20 protein-coding genes are annotated in these 16992 nt (G+C 70.5%); 10 read left to right on the top strand and 10 right to left on the bottom strand.

Features of this window, described 5'->3' with window-relative positions; genetic code table 11:
- The first annotated feature begins 147 nt into the window (after window positions 1–147).
- Window positions 148–597, top strand: coding sequence for a ribosome silencing factor (rsfS, locus tag QO011_RS06115; RefSeq protein WP_307269018.1), 450 nt, complete (start codon window positions 148–150; stop codon window positions 595–597).
- A gap of 13 nt (window positions 598–610) precedes the next feature.
- Entirely contained in the window at window positions 611–1090 is a 480-nt protein-coding gene (rlmH, locus tag QO011_RS06110) for a 23S rRNA (pseudouridine(1915)-N(3))-methyltransferase RlmH (protein ID WP_307269015.1), read from the top strand.
- Between the two features lie 12 nt (window positions 1091–1102).
- Here the strand turns inward: rlmH and tlpA are convergent, their stop codons facing one another.
- A complete protein-coding gene (tlpA, locus tag QO011_RS06105) occupies window positions 1103–1759 on the bottom strand; it encodes a thiol:disulfide interchange protein TlpA (protein ID WP_307269014.1) in 657 nt (218 codons plus the stop codon).
- A 14-nt stretch (window positions 1760–1773) separates the two neighbouring features.
- Between tlpA and argH the strand changes: the two genes are divergently transcribed.
- From argH to lysA, 3 genes are all read left to right on the top strand, one after another.
- Window positions 1774–3159 carry an argininosuccinate lyase gene (gene argH, locus QO011_RS06100; RefSeq protein ID WP_307269012.1) on the top strand — a complete coding sequence of 462 codons (1386 nt, stop codon included), beginning with the start codon at window positions 1774–1776 and terminating at the stop codon, window positions 3157–3159.
- Between the two features lie 72 nt (window positions 3160–3231).
- Window positions 3232–3420 carry an LPS translocon maturation chaperone LptM gene (gene lptM / locus QO011_RS06095; protein WP_307269008.1) on the top strand — a complete coding sequence of 63 codons (189 nt, stop codon included), beginning with the start codon at window positions 3232–3234 and terminating at the stop codon, window positions 3418–3420.
- A 1-nt stretch (window position 3421) separates the two neighbouring features.
- Window positions 3422–4690: a diaminopimelate decarboxylase gene (gene lysA, locus QO011_RS06090; RefSeq protein WP_307269005.1), complete on the top strand. Its 1269-nt coding sequence runs from the start codon at window positions 3422–3424 to the stop codon at window positions 4688–4690.
- Between the two features lie 345 nt (window positions 4691–5035).
- Here lysA and bmt read toward each other — a convergent pair whose 3' ends face one another.
- From bmt to QO011_RS06075, 3 genes are all read right to left on the bottom strand, one after another.
- On the bottom strand, window positions 5036–6031 hold the full coding sequence (gene bmt / locus QO011_RS06085) for a betaine--homocysteine S-methyltransferase (protein ID WP_307269003.1): 996 nt from the start codon (window positions 6029–6031) through the stop codon (window positions 5036–5038).
- A 145-nt stretch (window positions 6032–6176) separates the two neighbouring features.
- Complete coding sequence (locus QO011_RS06080; RefSeq protein ID WP_307269001.1) at window positions 6177–7505, bottom strand: S41 family peptidase; 1329 nt, start codon at window positions 7503–7505, stop codon at window positions 6177–6179.
- A complete protein-coding gene (locus tag QO011_RS06075) occupies window positions 7505–8836 on the bottom strand; it encodes a murein hydrolase activator EnvC family protein (RefSeq protein ID WP_307268998.1) in 1332 nt (443 codons plus the stop codon). Before QO011_RS06075 ends, QO011_RS06080 begins: the two co-directional genes overlap by 1 nt.
- Window positions 8837–9093: 257 nt before the next feature.
- On the opposite strand from QO011_RS06075, the gene QO011_RS06070 reads away from it, so the two are divergent.
- Together QO011_RS06070 and QO011_RS06065 are read left to right on the top strand one after the other, a co-directional pair.
- The gene (locus QO011_RS06070; RefSeq protein ID WP_307268996.1) at window positions 9094–9675 is read left to right on the top strand and encodes a YqaA family protein; all 582 of its coding nucleotides are present in this window, start codon (window positions 9094–9096) and stop codon (window positions 9673–9675) included.
- On the top strand, window positions 9675–10190 hold the full coding sequence (locus QO011_RS06065) for a disulfide bond formation protein B (RefSeq protein ID WP_307268993.1): 516 nt from the start codon (window positions 9675–9677) through the stop codon (window positions 10188–10190). The genes QO011_RS06070 and QO011_RS06065 overlap by 1 nt, the downstream gene beginning before the upstream one ends.
- Here the strand turns inward: QO011_RS06065 and QO011_RS06060 are convergent.
- The gene (locus QO011_RS06060) at window positions 10177–11349 is read right to left on the bottom strand and encodes an NAD(P)/FAD-dependent oxidoreductase (protein WP_307269266.1); all 1173 of its coding nucleotides are present in this window, start codon (window positions 11347–11349) and stop codon (window positions 10177–10179) included. The two genes, QO011_RS06065 and QO011_RS06060, sit on opposite strands and share 14 nt — an antisense overlap.
- A gap of 199 nt (window positions 11350–11548) precedes the next feature.
- Here QO011_RS06060 and modC point away from each other — a divergent pair, with 199 nt between their 5' ends.
- On the top strand, window positions 11549–12652 hold the full coding sequence (modC, locus tag QO011_RS06055) for a molybdenum ABC transporter ATP-binding protein (RefSeq protein WP_307268990.1): 1104 nt from the start codon (window positions 11549–11551) through the stop codon (window positions 12650–12652).
- A 2-nt stretch (window positions 12653–12654) separates the two neighbouring features.
- Here modC and QO011_RS06050 read toward each other — a convergent pair whose 3' ends face one another.
- From QO011_RS06050 to QO011_RS06030, 5 genes are all read right to left on the bottom strand, one after another.
- On the bottom strand, window positions 12655–13353 hold the full coding sequence (locus QO011_RS06050; RefSeq protein WP_307268988.1) for a TPM domain-containing protein: 699 nt from the start codon (window positions 13351–13353) through the stop codon (window positions 12655–12657).
- A complete protein-coding gene (locus QO011_RS06045) occupies window positions 13353–14216 on the bottom strand; it encodes a TPM domain-containing protein (protein ID WP_307268985.1) in 864 nt (287 codons plus the stop codon). Before QO011_RS06045 ends, QO011_RS06050 begins: the two co-directional genes overlap by 1 nt.
- A 244-nt stretch (window positions 14217–14460) precedes the next feature.
- Window positions 14461–15060, bottom strand: coding sequence for a LemA family protein (locus QO011_RS06040; protein WP_307268983.1), 600 nt, complete (start codon window positions 15058–15060; stop codon window positions 14461–14463).
- 100 nt (window positions 15061–15160) lie between these two features.
- On the bottom strand, window positions 15161–15565 hold the full coding sequence (locus QO011_RS06035; protein ID WP_307268981.1) for a hypothetical protein: 405 nt from the start codon (window positions 15563–15565) through the stop codon (window positions 15161–15163).
- Window positions 15566–15622: 57 nt separating this feature from the next.
- Window positions 15623–15997 carry a YkvA family protein gene (locus tag QO011_RS06030; protein ID WP_307268979.1) on the bottom strand — a complete coding sequence of 125 codons (375 nt, stop codon included), beginning with the start codon at window positions 15995–15997 and terminating at the stop codon, window positions 15623–15625.
- 194 nt (window positions 15998–16191) lie between these two features.
- Between QO011_RS06030 and sdhC the strand changes: the two genes are divergently transcribed.
- Complete coding sequence (gene sdhC, locus QO011_RS06025; protein ID WP_307268977.1) at window positions 16192–16599, top strand: succinate dehydrogenase, cytochrome b556 subunit; 408 nt, start codon at window positions 16192–16194, stop codon at window positions 16597–16599.
- A gap of 4 nt (window positions 16600–16603) precedes the next feature.
- Window positions 16604–16990, top strand: a complete 387-nt coding sequence (sdhD, locus tag QO011_RS06020; RefSeq protein ID WP_307268975.1) for a succinate dehydrogenase, hydrophobic membrane anchor protein — start codon at window positions 16604–16606, stop codon at window positions 16988–16990.
- Window positions 16991–16992: the final 2 nt, after the last annotated feature.

The raw sequence follows: 16992 nt of genomic DNA, 5'->3' as shown, positions 1-16992 counted from the left end.
CGGCCGGGCCGCAAGAGGTGTGTTCGGAACGACTCAATGCCGATATTTATGTCCCGTTAACCCTGGACTCCTAGGCTTTCGTCGGGCAGGCGTCATTGAAACGACGCCCTTCCTCGCTAATATTGTGGTTGCCGATGAAACTCGCGGATGTCCGCGCGTGGATTAAGCCAAGAGGGACGACCCCTGACCACCCTGGTGCGACGCGAAGCGGAGGTGATTCCGCTTCATCCCGTAGCCCGACCGATCCCGAGGGATGTCGAGGAAACGGTCCGAATGCTGCTCGCAAGCCTGGACGACATGAAGGCCGAGCAGATTGTCGAAATCGACATTCGCGGCAAAAGCTCCATCGCCGACGTGATGCTCATCGCCACCGGCCGGGTCGCCCGGCACGTGGCGGCGATCGCCGATCGTCTGGCGAAGGATCTCAGGGATGCCGGCCATCACGGCGTGCGCATCGAGGGCACCCCCGTCTGCGACTGGGTGCTCATCGACACGGGCGACGTGATCGTCCACATCTTCCGCCCGGAAGTCCGCCTCTTCTACAATCTGGAGAAGATGTGGTCGTCCGGCCGCCCGAACGAGATTCGCCCCAGCTGAGGGTGGTCCGGCGATGCGACTGGTGATCTGCGCCGTGGGCCGGCTGAAAGCCGGTCCGGAGCGGGATCTGACCGCGCGCTACGCCGAACGCCTCACCGCGACCGGCCGGAGCCTGGCGCTCGGTCCGCTCGACGTCGTCGAGATCGAGGAGAGCCGCGCCCGCCGCGCCGAGGACCGCAAGGCCGAAGAAGCGCACAAGCTGCTCGCCGCCGCCGGCGGCGCGCTGGTGGTGGCGCTCGACGAGGCCGGACCGGCGCTGGCGAGCGAAGCCTTCGCCGCCAGGATCGCGGCCTGGCGCGACGCCGGCACCGCCTCGCTCGCTTTCCTGATCGGCGGCGCCGACGGTCATGGCCCGCCGGTGGCCGAGCGCGCGGCCCTCACCCTCTCGTTCGGCCGGATGACCTGGCCGCACCAGATCGTGCGCATCCTGCTCGCCGAGCAGCTCTACCGGGCGGCGACCATCATCGCCGGCCACCCCTATCACCGCGCCTGACGGCGTGTCCGCTCACCCACCCATCGCCGCCCTGACGAAGGCCTTGGCGTCCTCGCTCGCCCATTCGGCCGGGCCGGCAAGCGAGGCGAGCATGCAGCCCTGGCGGTCGACGACCAGCGTGGTCGGCATGCCGAAGGCGAGCCCCTGCGCCTTGAGATCCTGGAAGATCCTGGCGGAATGGTCGGCATAGCGCGTCAGCCGGTCGACCTTGATCTCGTCGAGGAAGCTGGCGGCGCGGTCGACACGGTTGGTGTCGATGTTGACCGAGACGACCTCGAACCCCGGGCCGCCGAGATCGGCCTGCAGGGCGTCCAGCGCCGGCATCTCCTTGCGGCAGGGCACGCACCAGGTGGCCCAGAGGTTCAGGAGCACGGTGCGGCCCTTGAAATCGGCCAGCGTCGCCGGCGACCCGTCGGGTCGGGCAAAGGCGAGCGGCACCAGCGGCTGCGGCGTGGCGGCGACGTTCAGCGCCGCCACCTCCCCCCTGGCGAGCGGCCCCAGCTTGGCCGTCAGCGCCGCGGCGCCGGGACAGGCCGCGCTTTCGCCGTTGCGGGCGCCCGATCCGATCCCGTATACCCCCGCCACGCCGGCGGCCACCCCCGCCAGCGCCACCAGCCCGACGATCATCCCGCGGCGGGATTGTCCGGGGGCGATGTCCTTGTCTTCCATGCGAGCAGACCCTGATGAGCAACAAGATGTGGGGCGGCCGGTTCCAGTCGGGGCCGGACGCGATCATGGAGGAGATCAACGCCTCGATCGACTTCGACAAGCGCCTGTGGGCGCAGGACATCCGCGGCTCCCTGGCGCATGTGACCATGCTGGAGGCGCAGGGCATCCTCGGCCCGGCCGACGCCGCGGCCATCCGTGACGGCTTAGAGGCGGTGCGCGGCGAAATCGAGAGCGGCGCGTTCACATTTTCGCGGGCGCTGGAAGACATCCATATGAATGTGGAGTCGCGGCTCGCGGCCATCGTCGGCCCCAATGCCGGACGGCTGCACACCGCGCGCTCGCGCAACGACCAGGTCGCCACGGATTTCCGGCTCTGGGTGCGCGACACGATCGACGAGCTCGACGCGCAGCTGAAAGACCTGATGACGGCGCTCGCCGACAAGGCGCTCGCCTTCGCCGGCGCCGTGATGCCGGGCTTCACCCACCTGCAGTCGGCCCAGCCGGTGACCTTCGGCCACCACCTGCTCGCCTATGTCGAGATGCTCGCGCGCGACCGTGGCCGTTTCGCCGACGCGCGCCGGCGCCTCAACGAATGCCCGCTCGGCGCGGCGGCCCTGGCCGGCACCTCCTTCCCGATCGACCGCTTCGCCACGGCGCGGGCGCTCGGCTTCGACCGGCCGACCGCCAACTCGCTGGACTCGGTGTCCGACCGCGACTTCGCCCTGGAGGCGCTCTCGGCCGCCTCGATCTCAGCCATGCACCTCTCGCGCTTCGCCGAGGAGATCGTGATCTGGACCACGCCGCAATTCGCCTTCGTGGCGCTGAGCGACAAGTTCACCACCGGCTCCTCGATCATGCCGCAGAAGCGCAATCCCGACGCGGCTGAGCTGGTCCGCGCCAAGGCCGGGCGGGTGATCGGCGCGCTGGTGGCGCTCCTGGTGGTGATGAAGGGCCTGCCGCTGGCCTATGCCAAGGACATGCAGGAGGACAAGGAGCAGACCTTCGACGCGCTGCAGACCCTGTCGCTCGCCGTCGCCGCCATGGCCGGCATGGTCCGCGACATGCAGCCCGACCTCAAGCGCATGAAGGCGGCGGCCGGCGCGGGCTACGCCACGGCCACCGACCTGGCGGACTGGCTGGTGCGCACGCTGAACCTGCCCTTCCGCGAAGCGCATCACGTCACCGGCCGCCTGGTCGCCGCCGCCGCCGCGCGCAAGGTCGGGCTGGAGAAGCTGACCCTGGCCGAGATGCAGGCGGTGGAGCCGCGTATCGATGACGGCGTCTATGCCGTGCTCGGCGTCGAGCGTTCGGTGCGCAGCCGCACCAGCCATGGCGGCACCGCCCCGGCCAATGTCCGCGCCCAGGCGCGGCGCTGGGCGCGGCTGCTCGCCAGGCCGTGAGCGCGGCCCCACGCCGCTCGCCCACGGCCGGAAAGGCGTGCTAAGCACGGGACGACGATCGGAGTTGCCGTGATGCCGCGCCTTGCCCTTCCCCTCCTTCTCGCCCTCGCCGCCGCCGTGGCGCTCTCGGGCTGCGGCCGGCAGGGCAAGCTCGAGCCGCCGCCCGAGCAGAAGCTGGTGCAGGGCCAGGACGGCAAATCCAAGGATCCCGGCCCGGAAAAGCCCAAGACCTCCTTCTTCCTCGATCCGCTGTTGAACTGAGATGCACCATTTCGCCTATCGGGGCGGCGTGCTCCATGCCGAGGATGTCCCGCTGCCGACGATCGCAGCCGAAGTCGGCACGCCCTTCTACTGCTATTCCGCTGCGACGCTGCGCCGGCACTACCGGGTGTTCTCCGAAGCCTTCGCCGGCGTGCCCTCGCTGGTGTGCTACGCCATGAAGGCCAATTCCAACCTCGCCGTGCTCAAGGTGCTGGCCAAGCTCGGCGCCGGCATGGACGTGGTGTCGGAGGGCGAGCTCAGGCGCGCGCGCGCCGCCGGCGTGCCGCCCGACAAGATCATGTTCTCGGGCGTCGGCAAGACGGCGCGCGAACTCGCCTACGCCCTCGACGAGGGCATCCTGTGCTTCAACGTCGAATCCGAGCCCGAGCTGGAGCGCCTCTCGGCCATCGCGACCGCCAAGGGCCGCACCGCCCATGTCTCGCTGCGCGTCAACCCGGATGTCGACGCGCGCACCCACAAGAAGATCTCGACCGGCAAGTCCGAGAACAAGTTCGGCATCCCGATCGCGCAGGCCCGCGCCGTCTACGCCAAGGCGGCGAGGCTGCCGGGACTCGCGGTCTCCGGCGTCGACATGCATATCGGCAGCCAGATCACGGCGCTGGAGCCCTACGACGCCTCGATCGAGCGCCTCGCCGGGCTGGTGCGGGAACTCAGGGCCGACGGCCACGTCATCGAGCATGTCGATCTCGGCGGCGGCCTCGGCATCCCCTATCGCGACGACAACGAGCCGCCGCCGCATCCGGAGGACTACGCGGCCGTGGTCAAACGCTATGCGCCCGACCTCGGCGCCAGGCTGATCTTCGAGCCCGGCCGGCTGATCGCCGGCAATGCCGGCATCCTGGTCAGCGAGGTGATCTATGTGAAGCAGGGGGAAGGGCGCACCTTCGTCATCGTCGACGCGGCGATGAACGACCTGATCCGCCCGACCCTCTACGACGCCTATCACGCAATCTGGCCGGTGAAGGAGCGCCCGCCCGGCGGCGCGATGATCGAGGCCGACGTGGTCGGGCCGGTGTGCGAGACCGGCGACTATATCGCGCTCGGCCGCGACATCCCGGCGGTCGCCGCCGGCGACCTGATCGCTGTCATGTCGGCGGGCGCCTACGGCGCGGTCCAGGCCGGCACCTACAATTCGCGCCTGCTCGTGCCCGAGGTGCTGGTGGACGGCGAGCGCTACGCCGTGATCCGCCCGCGCCCGAGCCATGACGAGCTCCTGGGGCTCGACCGGGTGCCGGACTGGCTGGGGTAGGCGGCGGAGATACGAAGGAGCCGAACGGTCCCGATACCCGGATCAAGGCGCGGACCGCAGCGCCGGCGTTCCGGCCGAGGCAAGCTCTTTCAGTACCGACAGCGTTCGCGTGGATGGGCGGGTCAAGCCCGCCCATGACGGAACGGTTGCGGCAAGAACGGTGACGGTGCCACCACCCGCGACCGTTCCGTCATGGGCGGGCTTGACCCGCCCATCCACGCGAACACAGGTGGTCTCGGCAACAGCATAGTCCCGTCGAGCGCTCCTGCCGCCGTCGGTTCACCGCGGTTCAGAGCGCAGGGACCGGCGCTGAAGAGTGCCCCGCTCCGGGGCCCCCGGGCCGGATCACCCCCGCCGCCGGCCGGCGCGGCGGCCTTCGTCCGATCCCGGGGCCTTCGGCGGCGCCACCAGCGGCCCGATCTTCGCCACGACCTCCGCCATGTCCGGCCGCCCCGCCCGGGCATGGGCGTCGATGGCCTGGCGCATGGCCGCGAGGTGGGCCGGCGAGGTGCCGCAGCAGCCGCCGATGATGCGCGCGCCGGCGTCCACCGCCAGCCGGGCATAGTGGCCCATCAGCTCCGGCGTGCCGGAATAGTGGATGTGGTCGCCGTGGAACTGCGGGATGCCGGCATTGGCCTTGGCGATGATGATCGCCTCCGGGTTCGCCTCGGTCATCGACAGCACCGAGACCAGGAGGTCGGAGGCGCCGACGCCGCAATTGGCGCCGACCGCGACCGGGGCGGGGGTGAGCTCGCCGAGGAAGCCGGGCATGGCCGCCGGCGGCAGGCCCATCATGGTCTTGCCGGCGGTGTCGAAGCTGCCGGTGATGGTGTAGGGCAGGCCGACCTTGGCCGCGGCCCTGGCGGCGGCCCGCATTTCCTCCGGCGCGGACATGGTCTCGATCCAGGCGACGTCGGCGCCGCCCTGCTTCAGGCCCTCGATCTGCTCGGCGAAGATCTCGACCGCCTCGTCTTCGGTCAGCGGGCCGAGCGGCTGGAACAGATCGCCCGTCGGGCCGATCGAGCCGGCGACCACCACCGGCCGGCCGGCGCCCGCGGCCACAGCGCGGGCGAGCTGCGCGGCAACGGCGTTGAGCTCGCGCACGCGCCCGTCGAGCTTGTGCAGGGCGAGGCGCCGGCGGTTGCCGCCGAAGGAATTGGTCAGGATGATGTCGGCGCCGGCGTCGACGAAGCTCTGGTGCAGGGCGCGGATCCGCTCGGGATGGTCGAGGTTCCACATCTCCGGCGGGTCGCCGGACATCAGGCCCATCTCGAACAGGTTGGTGCCGGTGGCGCCGTCGGCGAGGAGCACGCCCTTCTGGGCCAGGAGCTCTGCGAGCATGGGCCTTGTCTCCGCTCTGGATGCTCCCGGCGCGCCGGCACCGCCGGCCGCGACCGCGAGCTGATCAAAAAAAGCATGACCCGGACCCGGGTCATGCTTCTGGTCGTCGGGGGATGGCGAAGGCCCGCCCAGCGGGCCCCGCCGGTCAGTTCGGGACCGCGGTCTTCTGGTCCGGCGGGAAGAAGGCGCTCTTCTGGGCGCCGCGCAGCAGGTCGAGCGCAGCCTTGAGCTGGGTGTCGTCCTTCTCGTCGGCCGGCACATAGGCGGAGGAACCGCCCTCCTCCTTCTTGTCCTGGCTCTCCAGATGGCCCTTCAGCCCGGCCTCGCCCTTGGTCTCATCCTTGCCCTTGAGGTCGTCGGGCACGTTCTGCTTGACCTCGATCTCCGGCTCGATGCCCTTGGCCTGGATCGAGCGGCCGGACGGGGTGTAGTAGCGCGCCGTGGTCAGGCGCAGCGCCCCGTTGCCGTTGAGCGGGATGATGGTCTGCACCGAGCCCTTGCCGAAGCTGCGCGTGCCCAGGATGGTGGCGCGCTTGTGGTCCTGCAGGGCGCCGGCGACGATCTCGGAGGCCGAGGCCGAGCCGCCGTTGACCAGCACGATCACAGGCTTGCCGGCGCTGAGATCGCCGCCCGGCCGCGCCGAGAAGCGCTGGATGTCGTCCGGGTTGCGGCCGCGGGTCGAGACGATCTCGCCGCGGTCGAGGAAGGCGTTGGACACCGCGATGGCCTGGTCGAGCAGGCCGCCGGGATTGTTGCGCAGGTCGATGACGTAACCCTTGAACTTGTTGGCCGGGATGTCCTTGTTCAGCTTCTCGATGCTCGCCTTCAGGCCGTCGAAGGTCTGCTCGGTGAACTGCGTGATGCGGATATAGCCGACATCGTCGCCCTCCACCTTGGAGCGCACCGACTTGATGCGGATGACGTCGCGGACGATCTTGACGTCGAAGGGGTCGTCCTTGCCGGCGCGCTTGATCTTGAGCGTGATCGGGCTGTTCACCGGGCCGCGCATCTTCTCCACGGCCTGCTGCAGCGTCAGGCCCTGGATCTGGTCGCCGTCGAGGGCGATGATCAGGTCGCCCGAGAGGATGCCGGCCTTGGCCGCCGGGGTGTCGTCGATCGGCGTGACCACCTTGAGGACGTTGTCCTCCATGGTCACCTCGATGCCGAGACCGCCGAACTCGCCGCGGGTCTGCACCTGCATGTCCTGGAAGCTCTTGCCGTCCATGTAGCTGGAATGCGGGTCGAGCGAGGCGAGCATGCCGTTGACCGCCGCCTCGACCAGCTTGCCGTCGTCGGGCTGCTCGACATAGTCGGCGCGCACGCGCTCGAACACGTCGCCGAACAGGTTGAGCTGCTTGTAGGTGTCGGTGACGGCCGCGTTGGCGCCGCCGAGGAAGATGCGCGGCTGCGTGACCACCAGGGCTGCCGTCGCGCCGAGAGCCACACCGCACAGAAGAAGGGGAAGCTTGCGCATTATCCGCGTGCCTTTTCACCTTGTTTCGCCCACCACGGGGTGGGGTCAATGGAAACGCCGTCTTTCCGAAACTCTACATATAGCGTCGGCTGTGCCGCGCTGGTAGTCGTGCTGGAGGCCACCCGGGTCTCCCCCGATCCCATGGCGGCTACCGGCTCGCCCGTCAGGACGAACTGCCCGAGACCGACGTTGATCTTGTCCATGCCGGCTAAAACGACATGGTAGCCTCCACCGGCATTGATGATCAAGAGTTGGCCGTAGGAGCGGAACGGCCCGGCATAGACGACCCAGCCGTCGCAGGGCGCCGTCACCGTGGCCGAGGGCGGCGGCGCGATGGCGATGCCCTTCTCCACGCCGCCATTGCCGTCGTCGTCGCCGAACCGGCGCAGGGTCTGGCCGGCGGCCGGCAGGGGCAGCATGCCCTTGGCTTTCTCGAAGGGCCGGGCCGGCGACAGGCGGTTGGCATCCTCCAGGGCGGCGAGCGCGCCGGGTGCGGCCGGCTTGGCCGCGGCGGCGTCCGCCGCCTTGGCCGCATCGCGCGAGGCCGCCACCTCCTGCTCCATGCGGGCGATCAGGTCCTTCAGGCTGGAGGCATCGTGGGCGAGCGCCTCCGAATGCTCCTTCTCGGTGGCCAGCGAGCGCTGCTGCTGGGCCAGGGCCTTCTCGCGCTCCTCGACCAGGAGGTCGATGCGCTTGCGGTCCTCGACCAGGGAGGCGAGGCTCGCCTTGAGCGAATCGCGCTCGGCGGTGATGCCGGCGCGGACCTCAGCCAGGCGCTGGAGATCCGCGGCCAGGGCCGTGGTTTCCTTGCGCATCTCCGGCAGCACCGCGCCGAGCAGCATGGCGCTGCGCACCGCCTCGAGTGCGTCCTCTGGTCGCACGAGCAGGGCCGGCGGCGGATGATGGCCCATGCGCTGCAGCGAGGCCAACACCTCGACGAGCACGCCGCGGCGGGCGAGCAGCGAGGCCTTCACCGTGTCCTCGTCGGCCCGCAACGCGGACAGGCGCGATTCGGCCTCCACCACCTTGTCCTCGGTGTCGCGCGCCCGGGCGCCGGTCTCCAGCAGGTCGGCGCGCAGCTTCATGCGGTCGGTGTCGAGGGAGCGGATCTGGTCCTGGAGGCGCCCGACCGTCTCGTCGCTGAGCTTGATCTCGTCCTGAAGCCGGGCGAGCTCGCTGCGCTTCTGCGCCGCGTCGGGCGGCGCCTCGGCCTGCGCGGGCGGCGGGGCCGGCGTCTCGGCCGCAGCGGGTCCGGCCAGCGCGCAGACGACCGCGCCTGCCGCCGCCAGGCGCGGGGCCGTCAAAAGCGTTGCGAGGGCACGAAGCGCCATGTGGCGAAGTTGATACGCGATCGTCTTAAGGAAGTGTCACATCCGTGCTTGCGCGGCGTTGACGCCTTTTGTGTGGCGCGCGCCGTCGCGCCGCCGCAACGGGTGCCTTTGCTGTGGACGCCCGCCCTCGGCCTGCCGTAAGAGCCTGTCTCGGGCCGGCGCGATGGCCGGTCGACCGCAATTGCGCCGAAGTCTTCGGATTTCACCGGGCTCCGGCGGGACCGCGCCGAACCCTCCTGGTCGCGCGAAAGGCCATCATGCTCCGCCGCTTCTATGACTGGCTGATCCGCATCTCCGACAAGCCCTATGCGGTGTGGGTGCTCGGCGCCATGTCCTTCGCCGAAAGCTCGATCTTCCCGGTGCCGCCCGACCCGCTGCTGCTGGCGATGACGGTCGCCCACCCCAAGCGCGCCTGGCTCTACGCCCTGGTCTGCACCGTCACCTCGGTGACGGGCGGCATGGTCGGCTACCTCATCGGCATGTGGTTCTACGACAGCATCGGCCACTGGATCGTCGTCACCTTCGGCGGCGGCGACAGCGTCGAGAAGTTCCGCGCCTTCTATGCCGAATGGGGCTCGATGGCGATCCTGGTGAAGGGGCTGACGCCGATCCCCTACAAGATCGTCACCATCCTCTCCGGCTTCTCCGGCTACGATTTCTTCTGGTTCGTGGTGCTGTCTCTGATCACCCGCGGCGCCCGCTTCTTCATCGAGGCCGGCATCCTGAACTATTTCGGTGACGACGCGCGCCATTTCATCGAGCGCAACCTGACCGCCGTCGCCGTCGTCTTCGTGGTCACGCTGGTGGGGGGCTTCCTGGTGTTGAGGTACATGTTCTGATGTCCACGACCCTCTCCTCCCCCGGGCGAATCGCGGCGGCGGTCGCCGCCGTGGTCGCCTTCCTCGTCATCGCGGCAGCGCTGGTGCTGGAGCATGGCTTCGGCTACGCGCCCTGCCCGCTCTGCCTGGAGCAGCGCTGGCCCTATTATCTCGGCGTGCCGCTGGCGGCGCTGCTGGCCGTCTTCGGCGGCCGCCTGCCGAAGGCCGTCCTGGCGCTGGGGCTCCTCGTCCTCGCCGGCCTGTTCGCCTGGGGCCTGTCGATCGGCGCCTACCAGGCAGGCGCGGAGTGGGGCTGGTGGATGGGCCCGCGCGACTGCAGCGCCGGCAATGTCGGCGCCAACCCGGCCGGCGTCGGCGGCCTTCTCGACGCCATCAACCAGTCGACGGTGGTCTCCTGCACCGACCCGCGCCTGCGCATCCTCGGCCTGTCCCTGGCCGGCTGGAACGCCGTCGTCATGGCCGGGCTGATCGTGGTGGCGCTGCGGGGCGCCTGGCGCAGCCTCAGATCACGTTGAGCTCGAACACCGGCCGGTTCTGCGCCACCCGCTCGTAGCCGAAGATCGTCAGGTCGAGCGTCGTGAAGCGCCCGGCGGTGATCAGCTCCGCCACGGCGCGCCCGGCGGCCGGGGCCTGCTGCAGGCCATGGCCGGAAAAGCCGTTGGCGAACAGGAAGTTGGTCACCTCCGGATGCGGGCCGATCACCGCATTCTGGTCGAGCGTGTTGTAGTCGTAGTGTCCGGCCCAGGCGCGCACCAGCTTGAGCTCCTCCATGGCCGGGATCTGCGTCGCCAGCGCCGGCCAGACGACGTCCTCATAGAGCCGATAGTCGACCTCGAAGTCGCCGTCGGCGCGCGGATCGTCGCGCTCGTCCTCGGCGCCGCCGCAGATATAGACGTCGCCCTCGGGGCGGACATAGATGCCGCCGGGATCGACCAGCAGCGGCATGCCGGGCAGCGGGGTGCGGCAGCGCACCACGAAGACCGAGCGCTTGCGCGGCTCCACCGGCAGGCGGATGCCGGCGAGGCCGGCGACGTCGCCGGCCTGGGGACCGGCGGCATCGACCAGCGTGCCGCAGGCGATGCGCTCGCCGCCGGCCAGCGTCACGCCGGTGACCCGGCCGCCGCTGCGCTCGATGCCGGTCACCTCGCCCTTGACGAAGGCCGCGCCGGCCTTGCGCGCCGCCTTGCGGAACAGGTCGAGCAGCGAATGGGCGTCGAACCAGCCCTCGCCCGACTGGCCCCAGGCGCCGGCGGCTATGCCCTCGACGGACAGCCAGGGGAAGCGGGCCGCCAGCTCCTGCGGCTGGAGCAGCAGGATGTCGGCGCCCTCGGCCCGCTGCACCCGCCAATTGGCGCGCAGCACCTCCTCGCCCGCCATGCTGGCGAGCAGGAGATAGCCGCCCTCGTGGAAGCCGACGCTGGCCTCCGGTCCGAAGCGCTCCTCCAGGTCCCGGATGATCTCGATGCCGAACCGGCTCATGCGGATGTTTTCCGGCGTCGAGAATTGCTGGCGGATCGAGGCGGCCGAAAGCGTGGTGGAAGCCCGGGCATAGGTCGGGTCGCGCTCGACCACGGTGACGCTGCCGGGAAAGTCCAGCTCGGCCTTGAGGAAATAGGCGGCGGCGCACCCGACGGCCGCGCCGCCGACGATCAGGATATCAGTCGAAGAAGGGATCAAGGCTCGCTCGTTCGGTTCCGTATTCTGCCGATCCGGCCCGCCCCGGACCGACGACCGTCCGGAGGCCGGACCCATGCCGCCGGGCGTCGCTCGGGCGCCCGTGACGGCACGGGGAATGGCAATGGCGGAGCCTCGCACGGCGCGGCTCTTTGGTCCACAGGTGGACCCATCGGGCGCTTTGCGCCATGCTGCCGGGATGCTGGCATCGCGCATCATCGACATCGACATCCACGCCCGTCGCGGCGGCTTCGCCCTCGACGTCGGCTTTCAGGCCGATGGCGGCCTGACCGCCCTGTTCGGACGCTCGGGGGCCGGCAAGTCGACCGTCATCGCCGCGGTGGCGGGCCTGGTGCGGCCGGAGCGCGGACGCATCGCCATCGGCGGCACGACGCTGTTCGACGCCGCCACCGGCCTGTTCGTCCCGCCGCATCGCCGCCGCATCGGCCTGGTGTTCCAGGACGCGCAGCTGCTGCCGCATCTCAGCGTGCGGCAGAACCTCGCCTATGGCCGCTGGTTCGCCCCCAGGGATGCCCGGCGGCTCGATTTCGACGCGGCGGTCGAGGTGCTCGGCATCGGCGCGCTGCTGGCGCGCCGGCCGGCCTCGCTGTCGGGCGGCGAGCGCCAGCGCGTCGCCATCGGCCGGGCGCTGCTGTCGGCCCCGCGCATCCTCCTGATGGACGAGCCGCTCGCCGCGCTGGATGTGCCGCGCAAGCGGGAGATCCTGCCGCTGATCGAACGGCTGCGCGACGAGTTCGCCATCCCGATCCTTTACGTCTCGCACGCGATGGAGGAGGTGGCGCGGCTGGCGAGCCAGGTGGTGCTGATCGAGGCCGGGCGGGTCCAGGCCGTGGGCGCGCCCGAGACCGTGCTCGGGCCGCTCGCCGGCTCGCCCTCCGACACGCGCTTCAACACCGTGTCGCTGATCACCGCGCGGGTGCGCAGCCACGACACCCGCTACGGCCTGACCCTGCTCGACCATCCCGCCGGCGAGATCTGCGTGCCGGGCCGCGACCTGCCGCCCGGCGCGCTGACCCGCGTGCTGGTGCACGGCGCCGACGTGACGCTGGCGCTCGAGCGGCCGCGGGACGTCAGCGTGCGCACGGTGCTGGCGGGCACGATCCGGGCGACGACGCTCGACGACGGGCCGGTGGCGCGGGTCGACCTCGCTTTGCCCGGCGGCGAGACGCTCGCCACCTTCGTCACCCGCAAATCGGTGGACGAGCTCGGCCTCGGCGCCGGCGGCGCCGTGTTCGCGATGATCAAGGCCGCCTCGATCGAAGAAGGCGCCGGGCGAGGCTGAGGCTACAGCTCCACGATCCGGTCCGGCAGCTCGTTGACGTCGTCGGGCCGCGGCGGGAAATGCTCGGCCAGCACGGCGCCGCAGAGCGTGACCGCGTCGACGAAGCCGTCGCCGACACGCCCGTCCCGGGCCGCCGCCACCAGCGCCGCCACGGCCCGATCCCAGACCTCCGGGCCGACCTTGGCGTGGATGCCCTCGTCGGCGACGACGGCGACCTCGTGCTCGGCCAGGGCCGCGAAGATCAGCACGCCGGTGCGCTCGCGCGTGCGCTGCAGGCCCCGGGTCAGGAACTGGTGCATCGCCATGGTCTGCGCATGCTCGCGCTTCAGGGAGCGTGGCGTCACGATGAGGCGCACGCGCATCGGCCAGGTGGCCAGCCAGACCAGCGCGAACACCGCGACCTGGATGACGACCTGCACGACGAGGCCGGTGCGCACCGCCAGGTCGACCTCGTCGGAGGTGGCTCCGCCCGGCCACCAGGGCTCGCCGACCAGCGGCCAGCGATGCGGCGCATAGCCCCACAGCGCCATCAGAGCCGGGACGACGAGCGAGGCGAGCGCGGCCCAGGCCAGGGGCACGAGGCGATAGCTCGAGGCCTGGCGCGCGGCCACGCAATAGACCTCGCCTGAGGTGCGGGCCTCCGCCGCGGCGATGGCCCCGGCGATGCGGTCATGGTCCGCGGCACTGAGCAGCATCGTCATCACCAGCTCCCCGACGAGCCGCCGCCGCCGAACGACCCGCCGCCGCCGGAGAAGCCGCCGCCACCGCTGCCACCGCCAAAGCCGCCCCCGAAGCCACCGCTGGGCGGAAAGATGATCGGCGGCATGCCGCCGCGCCGACGGGTGCCGAGGCCGGCGCCGGGCGCGGACATGTCGCGCCGGAAGGCGCTGCCGAGGAAGATCAGGACGATGAACACGACGAAGATCAGGACCATGGCATCCGAAGCGCTGAACGTGTCGGGCCGGCGGGCGCCTTCCTCGGCCCGTTTCTTCCACTCGGCCTCGTCGCCGGTGAGGATCGAGACGATGGCGTCGACGCCGGCGCTGATGCCGGCGGGCATGTCGCCGGCGCGGAACTTCGGCAGGATCGCCTGCTGGATGACCACGCTCGACAGCGCGTCGGTGAGCGTGCCCTCCAGGCCGTAGCCGACCTCGATCCTGAGCTTGTGCTCGCTCGGGGCGACGATCAGCAGGACGCCGTTGTTCAGCTTGCCCTGGCCGATGCCCCAGGCCCGGCCGAGGCGATAGCCATAATCGGCGATGTCGAGGCCCTGCAGCGAGGCGAGGGTGGCGACCACCAGCTGGTCGCTCGACGTCTGCTCCAGCGCCGCGAGCTTGCGCTCGAGCGCCGCCTTCGTCGCAGCGTCGAGGATGCCGGCCTGGTCGACGACGCGGCCGGTGAGCGGCGGGAAGGTCGGATCGGCGGCGAAGGCCGGGCTCGCCAGGGCGGCGAGCAGGACGACGAGCAGCACTACGGCCGCGCGCAGGCGGCCGGGCGCCCAGGCACCCAGGGTTGCAAGCGAGGAGCGGCCGGCAGCCGCTTGCGGCGAGGCCTGGCTCGACATGCGGCCAAGACGCCGCGCGGGGGCATTCATTGTTCCAGGCGCAACACTGGCCGATCCCCTCCCCCTTGCGGGGAGGGATAAGGGGTGGGGGTCCATCAGGACATGGCGAGCCCGACGACCACGACCCCCACCCTTTATCCCTCCCCGCAAGGGGGAGGGAAGGCGCCAGCGTCGAGTCCAGTTCGACACGCGCGCACCTCGCTCCACCGTACCCACCCGATCCACCGATCCGAGGACGGATCCCTTACGTTCCGAAATTCACCTTGGGCGGCGTCTCGCTGCCGGGCGTCGCCGCGAAGGTCTCCATCGGCTTGGCATCGGGATAGAGGATGGCGGCGATCCAGCGGCCGGGAATGGTGCGCAGCTCGGTGTTGTAGACGCGCACCGCCTCGATATAGTCGCGCCGGGCGACGCCGATGCGGTTCTCAGTGCCTTCGAGCTGCGATTGCAGCGCCAGGAAGTTCTGGTTGGACTTGAGGTCGGGATAGTTCTCGGTGATGGCCAGCAGCCGGCCGAGCGCGCCGGAGAGCTGCTGCTGCGCGTCCTGGAACTGCTTGAACTTCTCGGGGTCGTTGAGGATCGAGGCATCGACCGTGATCTGGGTCGCCTTGGCGCGGGCGGCGACCACGCCCTCCAGCACGTCCTTCTCCTGCTTGGCGTAGCCCTTCACCGTCTCCACCAGGTTGGGGATCAGGTCGGCGCGCCGCTGATACTGGTTCTGCACCTCGCTCCAGGCGGCCTTGGCCTTCTCCTCGTAGGTCGGCACGTTGTTGATGCCGCAGCCGCCCAGCGCGAAGGCCATGGCGACGACGGCGGCGAGCGAGCGCAGGCTTCTGGCGATCATGGGAACGGTCTCCCCTCAACGCAATGGACCGGCGGGCGCCTTCCCGCCGCGGGTTGCAGTCATAGCAGACTTGCGCCGGCCGCGCGCGGCCCGGCCGCCGTCACGAGCGCTCCGCGCGCATGGCGATCAGCCAGAACAGCGCGCCGAGGCCGAGCGCCAGCACGGCATAGGCGGCATCGAAGGACCAGGCCCGGCCGGCGACGTCGGCGAGGCTGCCGGTGTTGGCCCAGAACGGCGCGGCGACCAGGGAGAGGCCGACCAGCACGGTGGTCGGCAGGAGGCCGGTGCGCCCGAGCCGGCGCAGCAGCACGTTCGCCGCGGTGAACAGCACGACCGTGAAGGCGGCGGCCTCGACCACGAGGTCGCGGGCGCTGGCAAAGCCCACGGAATAGATGCGGAACTCCAGCCCCTCCGGCGGCGGGATCAGCGCCAGCGGCAGCAGCGCCGCGAACAGGATCTGCGTCAGGACGAGGCCGATCAGGGTTCGCGACACCGAATCGAACATGGACGCCTCCGCCGGGGAGCAACGTCCTATCCGTGCGCGGCACCGGCGTCGAGGCCGTCAGCCCTCGGCCGCGACCTCGTCCAGCCAGCGGCGCGCCGCCTCGCGGTGGCGCTCCTCGATGGCCCCGGCGACCGAGCGCAGCGCGGCGTAGAGCACGGCCGCATCGTCGGTGAAGCCGAGGCCGAGGATGAAGTCCGGCACGACGTCGAAGGGCATGACGAAATAGGCCAGCGCGCCGATCAGCGTCACCCTGACGGCCATGGGCGTGCGCCGGTCGAGCACGGCGTAATAGGCCGCCAGCAGATCCTCGGCGAAGGGGACGCGCGCCAGCACCCGCCGCAGCTTCGGCAGGAACTGGGCATGCAGGCGGCGCTCGCGCCGCCGCGTGCGGGCATCGTCGCCGAACAGGGTCTCGGACGTCGTCTCGGACATGGGGCGATCGGCTCCTTTCCAGCGCAGGACATGGGCCCCGCGCCGCGACATTCAAGAGGCGCCGGCGTGCGGGGGCCGCAACGGTCTCCACTCCTGCTATGCAGAGCCGACCCGCCACGCTCGCATTGCGTCCGGGCGCGCGAAGCGATAGTGCATCGCAATACGTTTGAATGGGTCGAAACTGGAGCCTTCCCATGGCCGAACCCAGAGCCCCCGCCCGGCCGCTGTCCCCGCACATGCAGATCTACCGCTGGCCGATCACCATGCTGATGTCGATCCTGCATCGCATCACCGGCGGGGCGCTCTATGTCGGCACGGTGCTGCTGGCGGCATGGCTGTTGTGCGCTGCGGCAGGGCCGGAGAGCTTCGCCTGGGCGCAATGGTTCGCGGGCACGCCGATCGGCCTGCTCATCCTGTTCGGCTACACCCTGGCGCTGATGCATCACATGCTCGGCGGCATCCGCCACTTCGTCTGGGACCTCGGCTACGGTCTCGGGCCGGTGATCCGCGACCGCTGGGCCTATGCCAACGTGATCGGCTCGGTGGCCCTCACCGTGCTGATCTGGATCGTCGGCATCTCGATCTCCCTCACCGCGGGCTGACGCCATGACCACCAGCATGAAGACGCCGCTCGGCAAGGTGCGGGGCCTCGGCTCCGCCAAGTCCGGCACCGAGCATTTCTGGCGCCAGCGCCTCACGGGCGTCGCCCTGGTGCCGCTGACCATCATCTTCGTCCTGGCCCTGATCGGCCTCGCCCGCGCCGACGCCGCCACGGCGCTGGCGCGGCTGCGCTCGCCCTGGCTCGGCCTGCCGCTGCTGCTTTTCGTCGGCGCCGGCGCATACCATATGCGTCTGGGCATGCAGGTGATCATCGAGGACTACGTCACCGACGAGACGCTGAAGCTCGCCGCCGTGATGGCGAACGCCTTCTTCTGCGTGCTCATCGGCGTGCTCTGCGCCTATGCCCTGCTGAAACTCAATTTCGGGGTCTAGAG

Source organism: Labrys wisconsinensis (assembly GCF_030814995.1).
In the GTDB taxonomy this organism is placed as follows: domain Bacteria; phylum Pseudomonadota; class Alphaproteobacteria; order Rhizobiales; family Labraceae; genus Labrys; species Labrys wisconsinensis.
Note: the sequence above shows the minus strand (reverse complement) of the source record. Positions and strands in the feature narration are given on the sequence as shown.

Excerpts from the sequence above, each read along its gene's own strand:
- rsfS (WP_307269018.1), top strand. The coding sequence starts at position 148 with ATGTCCGCGCGTGGATTAAGCCAAGAGGGACGACCCCTGACCACCCTG.
- rlmH (WP_307269015.1), top strand. The coding sequence starts at position 611 with ATGCGACTGGTGATCTGCGCCGTGGGCCGGCTGAAAGCCGGTCCGGAG.
- tlpA (WP_307269014.1), bottom strand. The coding sequence starts at position 1,759 with ATGGAAGACAAGGACATCGCCCCCGGACAATCCCGCCGCGGGATGATC.
- argH (WP_307269012.1), top strand. The coding sequence starts at position 1,774 with ATGAGCAACAAGATGTGGGGCGGCCGGTTCCAGTCGGGGCCGGACGCG.
- lptM (WP_307269008.1), top strand. The coding sequence starts at position 3,232 with ATGCCGCGCCTTGCCCTTCCCCTCCTTCTCGCCCTCGCCGCCGCCGTG.
- lysA (WP_307269005.1), top strand. The coding sequence starts at position 3,422 with ATGCACCATTTCGCCTATCGGGGCGGCGTGCTCCATGCCGAGGATGTC.
- bmt (WP_307269003.1), bottom strand. The coding sequence starts at position 6,031 with ATGCTCGCAGAGCTCCTGGCCCAGAAGGGCGTGCTCCTCGCCGACGGC.
- QO011_RS06080 (WP_307269001.1), bottom strand. The coding sequence starts at position 7,505 with ATGCGCAAGCTTCCCCTTCTTCTGTGCGGTGTGGCTCTCGGCGCGACG.
- QO011_RS06075 (WP_307268998.1), bottom strand. The coding sequence starts at position 8,836 with ATGGCGCTTCGTGCCCTCGCAACGCTTTTGACGGCCCCGCGCCTGGCG.
- QO011_RS06070 (WP_307268996.1), top strand. The coding sequence starts at position 9,094 with ATGCTCCGCCGCTTCTATGACTGGCTGATCCGCATCTCCGACAAGCCC.
- QO011_RS06065 (WP_307268993.1), top strand. The coding sequence starts at position 9,675 with ATGTCCACGACCCTCTCCTCCCCCGGGCGAATCGCGGCGGCGGTCGCC.
- modC (WP_307268990.1), top strand. The coding sequence starts at position 11,549 with ATGCTGGCATCGCGCATCATCGACATCGACATCCACGCCCGTCGCGGC.
- QO011_RS06050 (WP_307268988.1), bottom strand. The coding sequence starts at position 13,353 with ATGACGATGCTGCTCAGTGCCGCGGACCATGACCGCATCGCCGGGGCC.
- QO011_RS06045 (WP_307268985.1), bottom strand. The coding sequence starts at position 14,216 with ATGTCGAGCCAGGCCTCGCCGCAAGCGGCTGCCGGCCGCTCCTCGCTT.
- QO011_RS06040 (WP_307268983.1), bottom strand. The coding sequence starts at position 15,060 with ATGATCGCCAGAAGCCTGCGCTCGCTCGCCGCCGTCGTCGCCATGGCC.
- QO011_RS06035 (WP_307268981.1), bottom strand. The coding sequence starts at position 15,565 with ATGTTCGATTCGGTGTCGCGAACCCTGATCGGCCTCGTCCTGACGCAG.
- QO011_RS06030 (WP_307268979.1), bottom strand. The coding sequence starts at position 15,997 with ATGTCCGAGACGACGTCCGAGACCCTGTTCGGCGACGATGCCCGCACG.
- sdhC (WP_307268977.1), top strand. The coding sequence starts at position 16,192 with ATGGCCGAACCCAGAGCCCCCGCCCGGCCGCTGTCCCCGCACATGCAG.
- sdhD (WP_307268975.1), top strand. The coding sequence starts at position 16,604 with ATGACCACCAGCATGAAGACGCCGCTCGGCAAGGTGCGGGGCCTCGGC.